Below are 16,430 nucleotides of genomic sequence, written 5' to 3'. Positions count from 1 at the left end.
ATTTTCGGCGACCGCGGCTGGCTCGCACCCGGGCGGGGTTTTCATCACAATGGACTGCCATGGCCGAACGCCTCTTCCTTCGCCTCGACGACGACCCCTTGCACGGGCCGGAATCTGGCGTGCCTGCGGGTACGTTGCGCGCGTTCCCGGTTGGGGCTGCGCTGCGCGGCCACGTCTCGCACATCATGCTGTACAGCGAGACCTTCGCCGAAGGGCACGAGGTGCGCGAACGCGTGCTGCCAGACGGCGCGGTGCGGCTGGTGTTCAACCTCGGCGATGCACCGTCTGCTGGTGAAGGCGAGGGGCTGGCGGTGGAAGCCATTGGCGCTTCGGCCGCGCCTGTGGTGGTGCGCATGCGGCGCAAGGTGGAGGGGCTCTCCGTCACCCTGCGCCCTGGTGCCGCCGCTGCACTGCTGGGGTTGCCAGTGGGCGAGATCGGCGGCAGCGCCGTGCACCTCGATGCGCTGTGGCAGGGCGAAGGCACCGAGCTGCTGGGGCGCATGGCCGAGGCGCCGGACGATGCGGCGCGAGTGACGCTGCTGCACGCCGTTCTGCAACGCCGGCTTCGCGACAGCAGCGCCGCCGCAGGCAACACAGCCGCTGCCATGTATGCCGCGCAGCTCATCGCCGCATCCGATGGGCGTCGCTCCTTGCGCGAGGTGGCAACGACCGTCGGCGTTGGCGAACGGCGACTGCAGCAGCTCTTTCATGCCCACGTGGGCCTTTCGCCGCGCGCCTGGAGCCGGCTCGCGCGCATGCATGGTTGTCTGCGCGCGCTGCGGCTGCAGTCGTCGCCCGCGTGGGCTGATGTTGCGCTGGAGAGCGGCTTCTACGACCAGTCGCACCTGGTCAACGAGTTCCGCGCGCTCTGCGGCGTTACGCCGACGGAGTTCATGGGGCACGCCGTTTCGGGTTCTTCCAAGACGGCGCGTTGAGCGCGCACTATCTTCGTCCGCTCTTGCACAGGCAGATCGAAGGAGCAACCGAACATGCAGAACGAAAACACCCGTCGCCCGTTGAAGGATTGCGTGGCAGTGGTGACTGGCGCGAGTCGAGGAGCAGGGCGCGGCATCGCGCTGGAACTGGGCGCCGCCGGAGCCACGGTGTACGTCACCGGGCGCAGCACGCGCGAACGGCCTGCGCAAACCTACGGCCAGTTGCTGGCCCTGTCTGATATGCAGGCCGTGCCCGGCAGCATCGACGACACCGCAGACGAACTAACCCGCATGGGCGGACACGGCATCGCCGTGCGGTGCGACCACACCCGCGAGGAAGAAGTGGCGGCGCTCTTCGCCCGCGTGGAGCGCGAGGCAGGCCGCATCGATCTGCTGGTGAACAACGCCTGGGGCGGCCACGAGACCTTCAATGGCGTGTTCGAAGCGCCTTTCTGGGAGCATGCGCTGTCGAACTGGGATTCGATGTTCGACCGCGGCGTGCGCAACCACCTCGTGGCCAGCCGCTGTGCCGCGCCGCTGATGGTGCGACAGAAAAAGGGGCTGATCCTCACCACCACCTTCTGGGACCGCGACCACTATCTGCGCGGCAGCCTCTTCTACGACCTGGCGAAGGCTTCGATGACCCGCCTGGCTTTCGGCATGGCGCAAGACCTGCGGTCGCACAACGTCGCCTCCATTGCCGTGTCGCCCGGCTGGATGCGCACGGAGTTCGTGCTGGCCGGCCACAAGACCGATGAGGCGCACTGGCATGAGCGGCCCGCGCTGGCGCGCACCGAGTCGCCGCGCTACCTGGGACGGGCGATCGCGGCGCTGGCCGGCGATGCGCGGGTGATGGACAAGAGCGGCGAGGTACTGCGCGTGGCCGACCTGGCGCGCGAGTACGGCTTTACCGACATCGACGGCAGGCAGGTCGAGGCCTTCGAGATGTAGCGCTACCGGAGCTCCCGCACGTCGATGCGAAAGCGCAGTTCAGGCGTGCCGCCGAGCTCGGGTAGCTTGACGAACTCTTCCACCAGCACGCCACCGTTGGCGCGGATCACCTGCTGCGAGGCGAGGTTTTCGGGGCTGGTCGTGATGTCGACGTGATCGAGGCCCCTGGTGCGCGCCTCGGGCAGCAGCGCGCGCAGCGCAGCCTTGGCGTAGCCTCGGTTGCCCTTCCACGGGACCACGCCGTAGCCGATGTGGCCAAGGCAGTAGATGGGCAGGGCGTTGGTGCCAGGCTGCCAGCGTAGCTGAATGCTGCCGCAGAACTCGCCGTCCCACATCCAGCGCCGGTAGCCTGGCAGGCGGGGCACGGTGCCTCCGCCGGGCAGCGCGACTGGCGGGCCCTTGGCTTCGGGGTCGACGAGGCTGGCCAGAAAGCGTTCGGGGTCGGCGTGGATCTGCGCCAGTTCTTCCTGGCCGGCTTCGGGCCGCAGGTTGTTGGGCGACCAGCCGCGTTCCAGCGCGGCGATGTAGCCGGCGAGGTGTTCGTGCGAAGGCCAGACGAGTTGCAAGGGCGTGCGGGGTTCGGAGGTCATTTTCCGGATGGTAGGCGAAGGGTCGATGGCGACCGGGGCTCGGCAGTAAAACGCAACAAGGTTGCGTTGATCCATATAATGCAATCCTGTTGCATATATGGAGCCTGCCCCCATGGCTGACCGCCTCCCCGTTACCGTGCTCTCCGGCTTTCTTGGCGCCGGCAAGACCACGCTGCTGAACCACATCCTCCACAACCGCGAGGGCCGCCGCGTGGCAGTCATCGTCAACGACATGAGCGAGGTCAACATCGACGCCGCGCTGGTGCGTGACGGCGGCGCCGAGCTTTCTCGCACCGACGAGAAGCTGGTCGAGATGAGCAACGGCTGCATCTGCTGCACGCTGCGCGAAGACCTGCTGATCGAGGTCAACCGCCTCGCGAAGGAAGGGCGTTTCGATCAGCTGGTGATCGAGTCCACAGGCATTTCAGAGCCGCTGCCCGTGGCCGAGACCTTCACCTTCGCCAGCGAAGACGGCAAGAGCCTGGCCGACGTGGCCCGGCTCGACACCATGGTGACGGTGGTCGACGCCTTCAACTTCCTGCGCGACTACGGCTCGCCCGACAGCCTCGGCCAGCGTGGCCAGTCGCTCGGTGACGAGGACACGCGCACTGTGGTCGACCTGCTGATCGAGCAGATCGAGTTCTGCGACGTGCTGGTGGTCAACAAGACCGACCTCGTCACGCCCGAGGAGCGCGAACGGCTCATGGCCATCTTGCGCAGCCTGAACCCACGCGCCCGCATCGAGGTGTCGGAGTTCGGCCGCGTGGCGCTCGACCGCGTGCTCGACACTGGCCTGTTCGACTTCGAGCAGGCCGAGCAGGCGCCCGGCTGGCTGGCCGAGCTGCGCGGCGAGCACGTGCCCGAGTCGGAGGAATACGGCATTCGCAGCTTTGTCTACCGTTCGCGCATGCCGTTTCACCCGATGAGATTCTGGAAGCTGGTGCAAAGCGAATGGGAAGGAGTGGTGCGTTCCAAGGGCTTCTTCTGGCTTGCAAGTCGCGCCACGCGTGCGGGCTCGTGGTCGCAGGCCGGCGGCGCCTGCCGCTATGGCGCGGCGGGTTTCTGGTGGGCCGCGGTGCCGCGCGAGCACTGGCCGACCGAGCCGGATGCGCTGGAACTGATCCACAAGAACTGGGACCCGGCCACGGGTGACGCGCGGCAGGAGCTGGTGCTGATCGGCATCGGCATGGACGAAGACGCGTTGCGCGCCCGACTCGACGAGTGCCTGCTCACGGAAAACGAGATGCGCTTCGGCGCCTCGTGGTGGCAGAACTTTCCGGATCCGTTCCCTTCGTGGAACGTGTGAGAAAAGCTTAGCGGGCGCAGTCGCCGCAGGTGCCGTGGAGGGTCAGCGCAGTGTGGCGGGTGTCGATGCCCTGCTTGCGCAGCGCACGGCCAAGACGGCCCATCACCTTCGGCAGCTCCGGGTCCGAAGGCAGCGCCAGCACCTTGTGGCACTGGTCGCACTCGAAGGTGTTGCCCGACTCTGCCTCCACATGGCGCGAGAAGCGGTTGACGCGGTCGGGGCCCACGCGGCGGTCGCACAGGCCGGCCTCGACGAGCCGGTCGAGCACGCGGTAGACCGTCACGCGGTCGGGCGTTTCGCCGGTGGCGGCGGTGTAGGCCGAGGCCACTTCTTCGTGCGTCAGGGGTTGCGAGCTGTGTTCGATCAGTTCGAGCACGGTCTGCGCGGCGCGCGTGACGCGCAGGCCGTTGTCGCGAAGCAGCGTTTCGCTGTTGAACGGGGCGGCGCGAGGGGGCTTCGGGTGCGATGTCGTTGTCTTCATGCGGTCTTCTTGCGAAACGCCATTGTGTTGCATCCCGGGGCGCCTTGGGTAGCGCGGGGCGCAATCGCCCGCCTGGCATGCCAGATAATCGCCGCCATCGAGACACACCACCGGGCGGCACGAACAGCATGGACACAGAGCGGGGCGGCGACGTACTCAGCCATGTGCTTGCGACGTACAAGTCAGAAAGGGCGGTGACTGCGCGGTTTTCGCTCTCTGCTCCCTGGGCGCTGCATTCGACCGGCGTGGCCGGTCCGCTGATCCGCATGTGCACCGGCGCACCCTACTGGATTGCAGTGGACGGCGCCGAGCCGGTGCAGGTGGCGCCGCACGACATCGCGATGCTGCCGCAAGGCGGGGCGCACACCGTGTCGTCCGCGCCGGGGCTCGATGCGATGCCTTTCCGCGAGCTGATCGAGGCGCATTCGATCGGCCGGCACGGCGACCACCCCATCGTGTTCTCGCATGGCGGCGGCGGCCCGGTCACCGAGCTGTTCTCGTTGCACCTGTGGATGCCCGCACAGGGCCTGGGCTCGATCATCGGCAGCCTGCCGTCGCTGATCGTGCTTCGGCAGGCGCAGATTCCCACCACCGCCTCGCTGGCGCAGGCCATGGAATCGCTGGTGAACGAAACCGTGGCCCAGCGCCCGGGCTGGCAGCTGTCGGCGGCGCGCATGGCCGACCTGCTGCTGGTGCACATCCTGTGCGAGCACCTCTATGCCCAGCCGCAGGCGCAGAGCCAGACGGGGCAGGTCGGCAGGCTGCGCGGGCTGGACGACGAAAGCATTGCCCGTGCGATGTCGCTGATGCACGAGCGGCCCGAGCATCCGTGGTCGGTTGCCACGCTGGCGCAGGCCAGCTACCTGTCGCGCACCATCTTCAGCGAGCGCTTTCGCGCGCTCGTGGGCGTCACGCCCATGCATTACCTAGGCTCGTACCGCATGACACTGGCGGCCGAGAAACTCAAGAACCGGCAGCTGAGCCTGCACCAGGTGGCCGAGGCGGTCGGCTATGCGTCGGAGAAGGCGTTCTCGCGCGCCTTCCAGCGCTGGACGGGCATGACCCCGAGCGCGTACGCCCGCCAGCAGGGCGGACCCGAATCCGACTGAATCCGCCGTCCCGGACGGTCGGTGCCCAAATCCGGCCTGCCGGAGGTTGAGGCGGCGGCGTGCGGGTCGAACAATCGGCGCATGGCAACCCCACGCAAAAGAGTCATTCCCGAAGTGCGCAACCCCGCGCTCGAGCTGTCGCTGGTGAAGCCCATCGCCACCGGCGACAACCAGCAGCGCGCGGCCACCGTGCAAAACACCGATGGTGAGCCACTGGTGGCCTTCGAAGGCGGCAGCAACCCCTACCTGGAGCACCAGCGCAACGACCTGCTGCTAAGCCTGCAGCACATGCGCAGCGAAGGCCACGACGAGATGGTCTTCATGTGCATCACGCACTGCAAGGAGCTGAGCTTCAAGGCCATCCACTACGAGCTGGCCAACATGCAGGTGCGCATCCGGGGCGACGACGTGGCCGGTGCGCTGCAACTGGTGCCGCGCGTGCGCGCGCTGCTCGAATTCCTTGGCAAGACCTGGGACGTGCTCTCGACCATCACGCCGCACGAGTTCAACCAGTTCCGCAACACGCTGGGCATTGCCTCGGGGCAGCAGTCGTACATGTACCGGCACGTTGAATTCATCCTCGGCAACAAGTCGATTCCGCTGGCGCGCGCGCATGCCAACAACCCCGACGTGTGGCCCTACATGGAGCGCGCGCTGAATTCACCGAGCCTGTATGACGACGTGCTGGCGCTGCTGCACCGGCGCGACATCGCCGTGCCTCCCGAGGCGCTGGCGCGCGACTGGTCGGCGCCCTATGTGCCGAACCCGGGCGTCGAGGCGGCGTGGCTGTGGGTGTACGGCGATCCGACGCCGGAGAACGACCTGTACCGGCTGGGCGAGGCGCTGATGGACATCGCCGATGTGTTCTCGCAGTACCGCTGGCGGCATTTCGTGTCGGTCGAGCGCATCCTGGGCTTCAAGCCGGGCACGGGCGGTTCGGCCGGCGTGGGTTGGCTGCGCAGCGTGGTCGATCACCGTTTCTTTCCCGAGCTGTGGTCCGTGCGGACGCAGCTGTGAGCACGGCATGACACAGGCAGCAAGGGTATCGATCGTCGGCGCGGGCATCGCGGGCTGCTCGGCCGCCATCTCGTTGGCCGGCAAGGGCTTTCGCGTCACGCTGGTCGAGAAGCAGGCCGAGTGGCGCTTCCAGAGCTCGGGCATCTTCATCTACGGCAACGGGCTCGAGGCGCTGCGCAAGGTCGGTGTTCTGCCCGGCATCCTCGACGCGGGCTTTGCCATAGAGGACGGCCGCAATGTCTACCTCGACCACCACGGCGAGCCCATCGTCGATGTGTTCTATCCGCGCTCCAGCGGCGGCTCGGCGCCTATCGTGGGCATCAGGCGCGCGGAGATGCACCGCATCCTGGCCGCGCGGCTCGATGCGTTGGGCGTGGAGATACGGCTGGCGACGACGGTCGCGGAGATCGATTCGCCCGGCGGCAGCGATCGCGCGGAGGTCATGTTTTCGGACGGCACGGCACAGCGCTTCGACCTCGTCATTGGCGCAGACGGCATCCGCTCGCAGGTGCGTGAGGCCGTCGCCGGCCCCGTCGCACCGCGCTACACCGGCTTCGGCGTCTGGCGCAGCGTGCACGAGCGGCCGCGTGCGCTGGACGCCAAGATCATGATGATGGGCGTCGGCAAGCGGCTGGGCATCATGCCGATCAGCCACGACAGGCTCTACATCTTCGGCACGGTCGCCGAGCCGGCTGGCCGCTGGTATCCGAAGGAGACATGGCCGGAACAGATGCGCGAGCGCTTCGCCGAGTTCGGCGGCCCGGCGCGGCAGTTTCTGGATCAGCTCGGCGCGGATTCCGAAGTGCTCTACACGGCCGTCGAGGAGGTGCACACGCCGCTGCCCTGGCACGCGGGCCGCGTGCTGCTGATAGGCGATGCGGCGCATGCCTCGACGCCCTTCATGGGGCAGGGCGGGGCGATGGCGGTGGAAGACGCGGTGGTGCTGGCCGACATGCTCGCGCGGCACGGCATCGCCGACGCCACGCTGCACGCCTTCGGCGAACGCCGCTACCCGATGTGCCGCTTCGTGCAAGACGCCTCGCGCAAGGTGGGCGAGGCGGGGGCGATGGAAGATGCCGAGAGCTGCGCGCGGCGCAATGCGGCGATGCGCGAGGGGGCACAGCAGCAGGTCGATGCCTTCTACCGGCAGCTGGGAGAGTTCGGCTCGCTGCATATGCCGGAACCAGCCTAAGCATCTGACAAATGGGTCGTTCGCTTGCGGGCGAGGGCGCGACAGAATCGCGCGCTTTGCCTCCTGCAACCGAAAGTTCGCCATGCGTGCCCATTTCCTGTCGAAGCTGCTCAAGCCGGTCCTTGCCCTGTGGGCCTGCGCTTCGTTGACCGCGGCCGCGCAGGCGCAACCGGCGGCTGCCGCCTATCCGTCGAAGCCCGTGCACATCACGGTCGCGAATACGCCCGGCAGTTCGCCCGACGTGCTGGCGCGCTACCTGGCGCAGCGCCTGTCGGAGCAATGGAAGCAGCCGGTGGTGGTCGACAACCGCGCGGGCGCGGCCGGCATCCTGGCCGCCGATGGGCTGGCCAAGGCGCAGCCCGACGGCTACTCGCTGCTGGTGGGCGCAGACGGGCCCATCACCATCCTCCCCAACATCCAGGCCGGATTGCCCTATGACGCCCGGCGCGACCTGGTGCCGGTGGTGTCGCTCGGGCAGATCGACTTCGTGCTGGTCGCCAACCCGAAGACCGGCTTCCACACGGTGGCCGACCTCGTTCGCGCGGCCAAGGCGCATCCTGGGCGCATCAACTACGCCTCGGCCGGCAACGGCAGCCCGCAGCAGTTGAGCATGGAGCTGCTGAAGCAGAAGGCCGGCATCTACGTCACGCACATCCCTTACCGCGGCGGCCCGCTGGGCATGCAGGACGTGATCGCGGGGCAGGTCGACGTGATGTTCATCGCGGTCGGCCCCGCGCTGCCGCACATCCGCAGCGGCCGGTTGGTGGCGCTGGGCACCAGCGGCGAGAAGCGCCATGCGCTGCTGCCCGAAGTGCCGACTGTGGGCGAAAGCTATGCGGGCTACCGCTCGGGCACGTGGTTCGGGTTGTTCGCGCCGGCGCGAACGCCGCAGCCGGTGCTCGACGCCATCGCGGCGGAGGCGGGGCGCATCGTTCAGGCTCCGGCCGCCCGTGCAGAACTCGCGGTACAGGGCATCGAGGCCACGGGCCATCTGCAACGGCAGTTCCAGACGCAGGTGGCGGCCGAATACGAGCGCTATGCGCAGATCGTGAAGGCCGTGGGCATCAAGGCCGAGTAACAGACAGTCAGACAGTCGCCTGCCCGGGCAACCGCACGGTGGCACATCGCAACGATGTGCAAGTCAGCCAACCGGCCGTTTCCGTGCCTTGGGCGGGCCCCGGATGCGCTAAGGTGCGGTCATCCGCGTTCCTGAATACCTTTGCCCGACCATGTCCCGTCCTCCCATCGAGATCGAAACCGCCCCGAACCCCACCGCCACGGTGATCGTGATGCACGGCCTCGGCGCCGACGGCAACGACTTCGTGCCCATTGCCAACGAACTCGAGCTCTCGGCCGTGGGCCCGGTGCGCTTCGTGTTCCCCAATGCGCCGGTCATGCCCGTGACCATCAACGGCGGCTACCAGATGCCGGCCTGGTACGACATCGCCTTGCCCGACCTGGCTGCGCAGGAAGACGAGGCCGGACTGCGCCGCTCGCAGGCGACCATCGAGGCAATCATCGCCAGTGAAAAAGCCCGCGGCATCGCCGCCGAGCGCATCGTGGTGGCCGGCTTCTCGCAGGGCTGCGCGATGGCGCTGATGACTGGCCTGCGCCACACCGAGCGGCTGGCCGGCATCGTCGGCCTCTCCGGCTACCTGCCGATCGCGGCCACCACTGCGGCCGAACGCCACGCGGCCAACCACGAAACGCCCGTGTTCCTCGCCCATGGCCGGCAAGACCCCGTGGTGCCCCTTGCCGCGGCGATGCGCTCGCGCGACGCGCTGGCCGCCTTGGGCTACACCGTCGAGTGGCACGAATACACGATGGCGCACTCGGTGTGCATGGAAGAAATCGCCGATCTGAACCGCTTCCTGCTGCGGGTGCTCGGCTGAACTTCGTCGAAGGAGACAAGAAAATGATCCTGGTCATCGGACACGCCCTGGCAAAGCCCGACACCCTGCAGGCCATGCTCGCCATCAGCACCGAGCACGTGCTGCGCTCGCGCACCGAACCCGGCTGCATCTCGCATGAAGTCACGACCGACGTGCAGGACCCGCTGCGACTGACCTTCGTGGAGCGCTGGAGCGACATGGCCGCGCTGCAGACGCACTTTCGCGTGGACGCCTCGCGCGCCTTCGGCAAGGCGCTGGCGGCCATGGCCGACGGCACGCCGGAGATACACGTCTACCAGTCGGACGAGATCGACCTGTCGGCCGGGCGCGCCAAGGCCTGAAATTCATCAGCCATCGGGGCCGTTCACTGGCGCGTCGTCTATGCAGGTAGCTATCAAAAACATAGCGAACCACAGGGTAGCCTGCCTCGGGATTCCCTGCACGAGCAATGCCCGCGTGCCCGTGCTACCTTCCAGCCCCTCAGAAGATTGATGGGTCATAACAATATGAGCAACAGATTGCTGGAGAGGTTGGGTGCACTTTCAGCCGCACGCCTCCAGGGCATGCGACGTGGCATCGAGAAGGAAAGCCTGCGCGCTCTGCCGGACGGCAAGCTCGCGCTGACGCCGCATCCCGTGGCCCTGGGCTCCGCGCTCACGCATCCGCACATCACGACCGACTTCAGCGAATCGCAGCTCGAACTCATCACGGGCGTGCACGCGAACGTCGAATCGGCGCTCGAAGAGCTCACGCGGGTGCACCAGTTCACCTACCGCGTGCTCGACGGCCTGGGCGACGAGCGCCTGTGGGTGTCGAGCATGCCCTGCGGCCTGCCGACCGACGAGACCATTCCGATCGGCCGCTATGGCTCGTCGAACGTGGGCCGCGCCAAGAGCGTTTACCGCATGGGCCTGAGCCACCGCTATGGCCGCCGCATGCAGACCATCTCGGGCATTCACTACAACTGGTCGCTGCCCGACGTGTCGAGCGAACAGTATTTCGCGCTGATCCGCAATTTCCGCCGCCAGGCCTTCCTGCTGCTGTACCTGTTCGGCGCCTCGCCGGCCCTGTGTTCGAGCTTTGTGGCGGGCCGCCCGCACGAGCTGCAGCCGCTGGGCGACGGCAGCATGTTCATGCCGCACGGCACCTCGCTGCGCATGGGTCGCCTGGGCTACCAGAGCGACGCGCAGGCCTCGCTGGCCGTGAGCTACAACAGCCTCGACGGCTACGGCGCTTCGCTGCAGGACGCGCTCACGCGCCCGTGGCCGGCCTACGAATCCATCGGCATCCGCAACCTCGGCGGCGACTACAACCAGCTGGGCACCAGCCTGCTGCAGATCGAGAACGAGTTCTACGGCACCATCCGCCCCAAGCGCGTGATCAACCCAGGCGAGCGTCCGCTGCATGCGCTGCGCGAGCGCGGCGTGGAGTACGTCGAAGTGCGCCTGATGGACCTCGACCCCTTCGAGACCGTCGGCATCAACGCGCAGACCATGCGCTTCATCGACGTGTTCCTGCTGCACTGCCTGCTGAGCGACAGCCCCGACGACACGCCGCAGGAAATAGCCGACCTCGCGCACAACCAGCACCTCACGGCCGCGCGCGGCCGCGAGCCGGGCCTGAAGCTGCAGCGCGACGGACGCGAAGTAGCGCTGGCCGACTGGGGCCTGGAACTGGTCGAGCAGTGCCTGCCCATTGCTGCCGCTCTCGATGCGGCGCAGGGCGGCACGGCGCATGCCGACGCAGTGCGCGCCGCCAGGGCCGCGCTGCAGAACCCCGACAGCCTGCCCTCGGCCCGCGTGCTCGCGGCCATCGAGAAAGACCACGGCAACTCCTTCATCGGCTTCGTGCGTGCCCAGTCCGAGCAGACCCGCGCCGCGCTGCTGGGCCTGCCGTTCTCGGCCGCGCGACAGGCCGAGTTCGAGCAGATGACTGCCGAGTCGATCCAGGAGCAGAAGCGCATCGAGGCGGCCGACACCATGCCCTTCGAGATCTACCGCGAGCAGTACGTCTCGCCCGCGCGGCTGGGCATGGCGCGCGGCCGCATGGCGGTCGCTGCCTAGCGGGTCCTGAACCCGCTGCGCACCGCGCCTATCCTTGCGCGGACTCGAAGAGCGCCAGGTGGGCGCTGCGCAGCTGAAATTTCTGGATCTTGCCCGTCGGCGTCATCGGCATCCCGTCGACGAAGCGGATCGACTTGGGTACCTCGAACCGGCCGAGGCGCTCCTTGCAGAACGCCAGCAGTTCATCTTCACCGCACGAGCCGTCATTGCGGCGCAAGACCACGAACGCGGCGACCGCCTCGCCCCAGTGTGGATGCGGCAGGCCCACCACGGCCGCGGCGCCGACGGCGGGGTGGGCGAGCAGCACGGCCTCCAGCTTGACGCTGGAAACGTTCTCCCCGCCGGTCTTGATCATGTCCTTCTTGCGGTCGAGAAACAGCATGTGCCCGTCGGCGTCGAGCATGCCGATGTCGCCGGTGTGGTGCCACCCGAAGCGGCGCGCCGCGGCGGTGGCCTCCGGGTCCTTGAGGTAGCCGAGAAAGACGTTGGGCCCGCGATGGACGATCTCGCCGACCTGGCCCGGCCCGAGCAGCCGGCCGTCGTCGTCCATGACGGCGGTCTCGACACCCGCCACCGACACACCCCAGCAGTTGCCGTCCTTGTCCGGGTGGTCGCTCGCGCGGTAGACCATGGTCGGCGGGTACATCTCGGTCTGGCCGGTGCCCAGGCGCACGTCGGGGCACATGTCGCGCCGGATGTCCGCGAGCAGGTTCTTCGGCATCGGCGCCAGGCCGTACATGCACAGGCGCAGCGACGAGAAGTCGGTTTGCTGGCGCTGGGGGTGCTTCATCAGCGCATCGAACATCATCGGCAGGCACGACAGCCAGGTGATGCGTTCGCGCCCGATCGCCGCCAGCATGGCCGCGGGATCGAAGCCGTTGGCGAGCCACAGCGTTGCGCCGACCATCAATGCGCCGGTGCTGATGGCGTGCTGGGCGCAATGGAACAGCGGCAGCACCGAGACGACGACATCGCGCTCGGTGGCCTCGAAGCTTTGCGCGCAGCTCAGCAGCGCGCCATGGACCGAGCGATGGGAATGCATCACGCCCTTCTGCTTTCCCGTGGTGCCGCTGGTGTACATGATGAGTGCGAGGTCATCGTCGCCACGCGCAGTGGCCAGCGGCTGCGCCGGCGGGCGCGATGCCAGCGCGTCGAAATGCAGCGTGCCGGCGGTGGCCTGGTGTTGTGCGCCGATCACCACCGTCAGCAGGCCCAGGCGCTCGACCAGCGTGCGCAGCGCTGGCACTTCGAACAGCGCTGCATCGATGAAAACCGCGCTGGCTTCGGCGTGGCTCAGCACATGCTCGATGGAGGCCGCATCGAGCTGCACATTGACCGGCACCCAGACGTTGCCCGACTTGTGGATGGCCTGGATGGCCGCGAGGTGCTCGATCGAATTGACGCACATCGTCGCGATGCGGCGATCGGCGAGTTCATGGTCGCGCAGTGCCTCGCCCACGCGCTCGCTCGCGGCATCGAGCGCTGCAAACGTGACCCGTCGATCACCCTGGATGACTGCGATCTTGTCCGGATCTCGCCTCGCGCTGCGCCGCACGACGTCTGCGAGCGAAATACGGGCGATGCTTGCGCGTTCGGCGTCGGCTGCTTGCATGCGTTGGTCTCCTTGGGGCGGCACGGCGGCCTGGTCACGGTTCCACGAAAAAGTCGATCAGCGGCTCGACACCCGGCGTTACCAGGTAGGGCTCGAAGTCGGTGACGCCGGCATCGCGCAGCACCTGTTCGTCGATCAGCAACTGGCCGGTGAGCTCGCGGCTCGGCCGGGTCAGGATGTGCCACGCGGCGTCCGCCATGATGGTCGGCAGGCGGGCCTGTCCCGCCACGTCGGGCGCCGCGATGCGCAGGGCGCTGGTGGCGATGACGGTGCGCGGCCACAGCGAGTTGCTCGCAATGCCGCGCCCGCGCAGCTCTTCGGCGAGGCCTCGGCTGAGCATGCTCATCGCGTACTTCGAGGTGGTGTAGGCCGCATGGCGCGCGAACCACTTGGGGTTCATGTCCAGCGGCGGCGACAGGGTCAGGATGTGCGGGTTGGCCGCCTTCTCGAGATGCGGCAGGCAGGCCTGCGCGCACAGGTAGCTGCCCCGTGCGTTGATCTCGAACATCAGGTCGTAGCGTTTCATCGGCGTGCGCTCGACGGTCTCGAGGTGGATCGCGCTGGCGTTGTTGACCAGGATGTCGATGCCGCCGAAGCGCTCCACCGCGGCGTCGACGGCGCTGCGGACCTGGGCTTCGTCACGCACGTCGACCACCACCGCGAGGGCCTGTCCGCCGGCGGCGACGATTTCTTCGGCTGCGCTGTGGATCGTGCCGGGCAGGCGGGGGTCGGCCGTTGCCGTCTTGGCCGCAACCACGATGTTGGCGCCATCGCGCGCGGCCCTCAGGGCAATGGCCTTGCCGATGCCACGGCTGGCACCGGTGATGAAGAGGGTTTTCGATTTCAGGGACGGCATGGACACTCCGCAATCGCGATCGGCTATCGCAAGAGTCCGCAGGCTATTCGCCGGCGCGGAAGAAAACTTGCGCCGACTGGCTGCGCGCGCCGCAGCCAATCGACGCAAGGCGCCGCGGAATGTGCGTGCGACCATCGGCGCGGCAACTTCCGGCGTCGAGCCCTCCATCCGATGATCACGCTCTACCACTGCGCGAATGCACGTTCGTTCCGCGTTCTCTGGATGTTGGAAGAGCTCGGCGCTCCCTACCGGCTGGAGATGCTGCCGTTTCCGCCGCGGGTGCTGCACCGCGAGTACCTCAAGATCAACCCGCAAGGCACGGTGCCTCTGCTGGTCGATGGCGAAACGCGCATGACCGAGTCGGCGGCCATCTGCCAGTACCTGGCCAGCGTCAACGCCCCCACCTCGCTGAACGTGGAGCGCGAGGAGGCCGGCTATGGGGACTATCTGAACTGGCTTCACTTTGGCGAGGCCTCGCTGACCTTTCCGCAGACCCTGGTGCTTCGCTACACGCTGCTGGAGCCGGAGGACCGCCGCCAGCCCCAGGCCGCGGAGGACTACGCCCAGTTCTTTTTCGTGCGCCTGCGGGCGCTCGAGAGGTTGCTGGAGGCGCAAGACTTCGCATGCGCCGGCCGGTTCACGGCGGCTGACATCTCGATCGGCTACGCGCTGCTGCTGGCCAGGGTGCTGGGCCATCACGAGCGCTGCGGCCCCGCGGTACAGCAGTATTGGAAGCGCCTGAGCTCGCGCGCAGGCTTCGAGCGCGCGATGGCGGTGCAGGACGCTGAGGCCGCCCGGCAGGGCATTCAGCAGTTGCCGACGCCCGGAACAGGGCTCGGCAGACGCCCATAGGCACGGGATGACCGACAGCGGCGCTGGCCGATGGCCTACAGGCATTGGCCTGCATGGCTCACCGCGCGCGGCCGTTGGGCTGCGAGGATGCCTCCATGCACCGCGCAAGCACCGACCTCGCGACCTCCCCATGACTTTCAAGGCCTATCTAGTCGAGGACAGCCCCGTGATTCGCGAGAACCTCGTCGGATTCCTGGAAGACGTAACTGACGCTAAGGTGGTGGCCTCTGCCAGTACCGAGGAGGAGGCCGTGGCCTGGCTGCACCAGCACACCGGCGACTGGGACCTGACCATCGTCGACCTGTTCCTGCGGCGCGGCAACGGGCTGGGCGTGATCCGCGCCTGCCGCCACCGGGCGCCGCACCAGAAGGTGATTGTGCTGAGCAACTACGCCAACGCCGCCATGCGCGAGCGTTCGCGGCAGCTGGGCGCCGATGCCTTCTTCGACAAGTCGGCCGAGCTCGACCAGCTGGTGGACTTTTGTGCGCAGGTGCGCGCGTCGCTCCCCGGGTGACTTCGGCTGACGCGCGCATGACTGGGTCGTGCGTCTTTCTGGGGTAAAACGCCACGCTGCCGCTTTAGCGGCAACCGGACAACGGCAACTCCCCAGGAAAGCGACAGAGAGACATGAGCAACAGCAACAGCAGCAACATCGACTTCAAGGGCCGCGTGGCCATCGTGACCGGCGCGGGCGGCGGTCTGGGCCGCCAGCATGCATTGGCACTTGCGGCGCGCGGCGCCAAGGTGGTGGTCAACGACCTGGGCGGCGCGCGCGACGGCTCCGGCGGCTCGGTAAGCGCCGCGCAGGCGGTGGTCGACGAGATCAAGGCAGCCGGCGGCGAGGCCATTGCCAACAGCGCATCAGTGACCGACTTCGAGGCGGTGCAGGCCATGGTCAAGCAGGCGGTCGATGCCTGGGGCCGCGTCGACATCCTCGTCAACAACGCCGGCATCCTGCGCGACAAGAGCTTCGCCAAGATGGAACTGGCCGACTTCAAGCTGGTGGTCGACGTGCACCTGATGGGCGCCGTGAACTGCACCAAGGCCGTCTGGGCGCTCATGAACGAGCAGAAGTACGGCCGCATCGTGATGACCACCTCGTCCACCGGCCTGTACGGCAACTTCGGCCAGAGCAACTACGGCGCAGCCAAGCTCGCGCTGGTGGGCCTCATGCAAACGCTGAGCATCGAAGGCGCGAAGAACGACATCCGCGTGAACTGCCTGGCGCCCACCGCCGCCACCCGCATGACGGAGGACCTGTTCCCCAAGGAAATGCTCGAAGCCTTCCGCCCCGAGGCCGTGGTGCCCGCGATGCTGGTGCTGGCCGCGCAGGACGCGCCCAACCGCACCATCCTCTGCGCCGGCGCAGGCACCTTCGAGGCCGCGCACATCACGCTGACGCAGGGCGCCTGGCTGGGCATTGCCGCCGACACGCCCGAGCAGCTGGCGGCGCGCCTGTCGGAAGTGACCGAGCGCGAAGGCGAGGCCGTACCGCAGAGCGGCGCGGCGCAGGGCGCGAACGAAGTCGCCAAGGGCATGGCGAACGCGAAGAGGGGCTGACCGGCCCGCGTGTT

17 protein-coding genes are annotated in these 16,430 nt (G+C 67.8%); 13 read left to right on the top strand and 4 right to left on the bottom strand.

Annotated elements, in window-relative coordinates; translation table 11 throughout:
- Positions 1-59: 59 nt before the first annotated feature.
- Positions 60-935, top strand: coding sequence for a helix-turn-helix transcriptional regulator (locus BMW87_RS22565; protein ID WP_093078748.1), 876 nt, complete (start codon positions 60-62; stop codon positions 933-935).
- A gap of 54 nt (positions 936-989) precedes the next feature.
- Positions 990-1,886, top strand: a complete 897-nt coding sequence (locus BMW87_RS22560; RefSeq protein ID WP_093078747.1) for an SDR family NAD(P)-dependent oxidoreductase — start codon at positions 990-992, stop codon at positions 1,884-1,886.
- 2 nt (positions 1,887-1,888) lie between these two features.
- On the opposite strand, the gene BMW87_RS22555 is transcribed toward BMW87_RS22560, so the two are convergent.
- Positions 1,889-2,476, bottom strand: a complete 588-nt coding sequence (locus BMW87_RS22555; RefSeq protein WP_093059126.1) for a GNAT family N-acetyltransferase — start codon at positions 2,474-2,476, stop codon at positions 1,889-1,891.
- 112 nt (positions 2,477-2,588) lie between these two features.
- Between BMW87_RS22555 and zigA the strand changes: the two genes are divergently transcribed.
- Positions 2,589-3,782, top strand: coding sequence for a zinc metallochaperone GTPase ZigA (gene zigA / locus BMW87_RS22550; protein ID WP_093078745.1), 1,194 nt, complete (start codon positions 2,589-2,591; stop codon positions 3,780-3,782).
- Between the two features lie 7 nt (positions 3,783-3,789).
- Here zigA and BMW87_RS22545 read toward each other — a convergent pair whose 3' ends face one another.
- Positions 3,790-4,263 carry a Fur family transcriptional regulator gene (locus BMW87_RS22545; RefSeq protein WP_093078906.1) on the bottom strand — a complete coding sequence of 158 codons (474 nt, stop codon included), beginning with the start codon at positions 4,261-4,263 and terminating at the stop codon, positions 3,790-3,792.
- Positions 4,264-4,391: 128 nt separating this feature from the next.
- Here BMW87_RS22545 and BMW87_RS22540 point away from each other — a divergent pair, with 128 nt between their 5' ends.
- The 7 genes from BMW87_RS22540 to gshA all read left to right on the top strand — a co-directional run bounded on the left by BMW87_RS22540 (position 4,392) and on the right by gshA (position 11,536).
- Positions 4,392-5,372 (top strand): AraC family transcriptional regulator, encoded by a 981-nt coding sequence (locus tag BMW87_RS22540; RefSeq protein ID WP_093078744.1) that lies wholly within the window; start codon positions 4,392-4,394, stop codon positions 5,370-5,372.
- Between the two features lie 81 nt (positions 5,373-5,453).
- Positions 5,454-6,389: a tryptophan 2,3-dioxygenase gene (locus BMW87_RS22535; protein WP_093078742.1), complete on the top strand. Its 936-nt coding sequence runs from the start codon at positions 5,454-5,456 to the stop codon at positions 6,387-6,389.
- Between the two features lie 7 nt (positions 6,390-6,396).
- Positions 6,397-7,581, top strand: a complete 1,185-nt coding sequence (locus tag BMW87_RS22530; RefSeq protein WP_093078741.1) for an FAD-dependent oxidoreductase — start codon at positions 6,397-6,399, stop codon at positions 7,579-7,581.
- Between the two features lie 82 nt (positions 7,582-7,663).
- Positions 7,664-8,659, top strand: coding sequence for a Bug family tripartite tricarboxylate transporter substrate binding protein (locus BMW87_RS22525; RefSeq protein ID WP_093078739.1), 996 nt, complete (start codon positions 7,664-7,666; stop codon positions 8,657-8,659).
- Between the two features lie 151 nt (positions 8,660-8,810).
- A complete protein-coding gene (locus BMW87_RS22520) occupies positions 8,811-9,473 on the top strand; it encodes an alpha/beta hydrolase (RefSeq protein ID WP_093059132.1) in 663 nt (220 codons plus the stop codon).
- Positions 9,474-9,496: 23 nt separating this feature from the next.
- The gene (locus BMW87_RS22515; RefSeq protein ID WP_093078738.1) at positions 9,497-9,814 is read left to right on the top strand and encodes a putative quinol monooxygenase; all 318 of its coding nucleotides are present in this window, start codon (positions 9,497-9,499) and stop codon (positions 9,812-9,814) included.
- 165 nt (positions 9,815-9,979) lie between these two features.
- The gene (gene gshA, locus BMW87_RS22510) at positions 9,980-11,536 is read left to right on the top strand and encodes a glutamate--cysteine ligase (protein ID WP_093078736.1); all 1,557 of its coding nucleotides are present in this window, start codon (positions 9,980-9,982) and stop codon (positions 11,534-11,536) included.
- Positions 11,537-11,564: 28 nt separating this feature from the next.
- Here gshA and BMW87_RS22505 read toward each other — a convergent pair whose 3' ends face one another.
- Together BMW87_RS22505 and BMW87_RS22500 are read right to left on the bottom strand one after the other, a co-directional pair.
- On the bottom strand, positions 11,565-13,148 hold the full coding sequence (locus BMW87_RS22505; protein WP_093078735.1) for a class I adenylate-forming enzyme family protein: 1,584 nt from the start codon (positions 13,146-13,148) through the stop codon (positions 11,565-11,567).
- Positions 13,149-13,182: 34 nt separating this feature from the next.
- Entirely contained in the window at positions 13,183-14,004 is an 822-nt protein-coding gene (locus tag BMW87_RS22500; RefSeq protein WP_093078733.1) for an SDR family oxidoreductase, read from the bottom strand.
- Between the two features lie 171 nt (positions 14,005-14,175).
- On the opposite strand from BMW87_RS22500, the gene BMW87_RS22495 reads away from it, so the two are divergent.
- The 3 genes from BMW87_RS22495 to BMW87_RS22485 all read left to right on the top strand — a co-directional run bounded on the left by BMW87_RS22495 (position 14,176) and on the right by BMW87_RS22485 (position 16,416).
- Positions 14,176-14,856, top strand: a complete 681-nt coding sequence (locus BMW87_RS22495) for a glutathione S-transferase family protein (protein WP_093078732.1) — start codon at positions 14,176-14,178, stop codon at positions 14,854-14,856.
- Between the two features lie 130 nt (positions 14,857-14,986).
- Positions 14,987-15,370 carry a response regulator gene (locus BMW87_RS22490; protein WP_093059150.1) on the top strand — a complete coding sequence of 128 codons (384 nt, stop codon included), beginning with the start codon at positions 14,987-14,989 and terminating at the stop codon, positions 15,368-15,370.
- 113 nt (positions 15,371-15,483) lie between these two features.
- Positions 15,484-16,416 (top strand): SDR family NAD(P)-dependent oxidoreductase, encoded by a 933-nt coding sequence (locus BMW87_RS22485; protein WP_093078730.1) that lies wholly within the window; start codon positions 15,484-15,486, stop codon positions 16,414-16,416.
- Positions 16,417-16,430: the final 14 nt, after the last annotated feature.

Source organism: Variovorax sp. OV084 (assembly GCF_900111625.1).
Taxonomy (GTDB): Bacteria; Pseudomonadota; Gammaproteobacteria; order Burkholderiales; family Burkholderiaceae_C; genus Variovorax.
The sequence above is the reverse complement of the archived record's forward strand: the minus strand, read 5'-3'. Positions and strand labels throughout refer to the sequence as shown.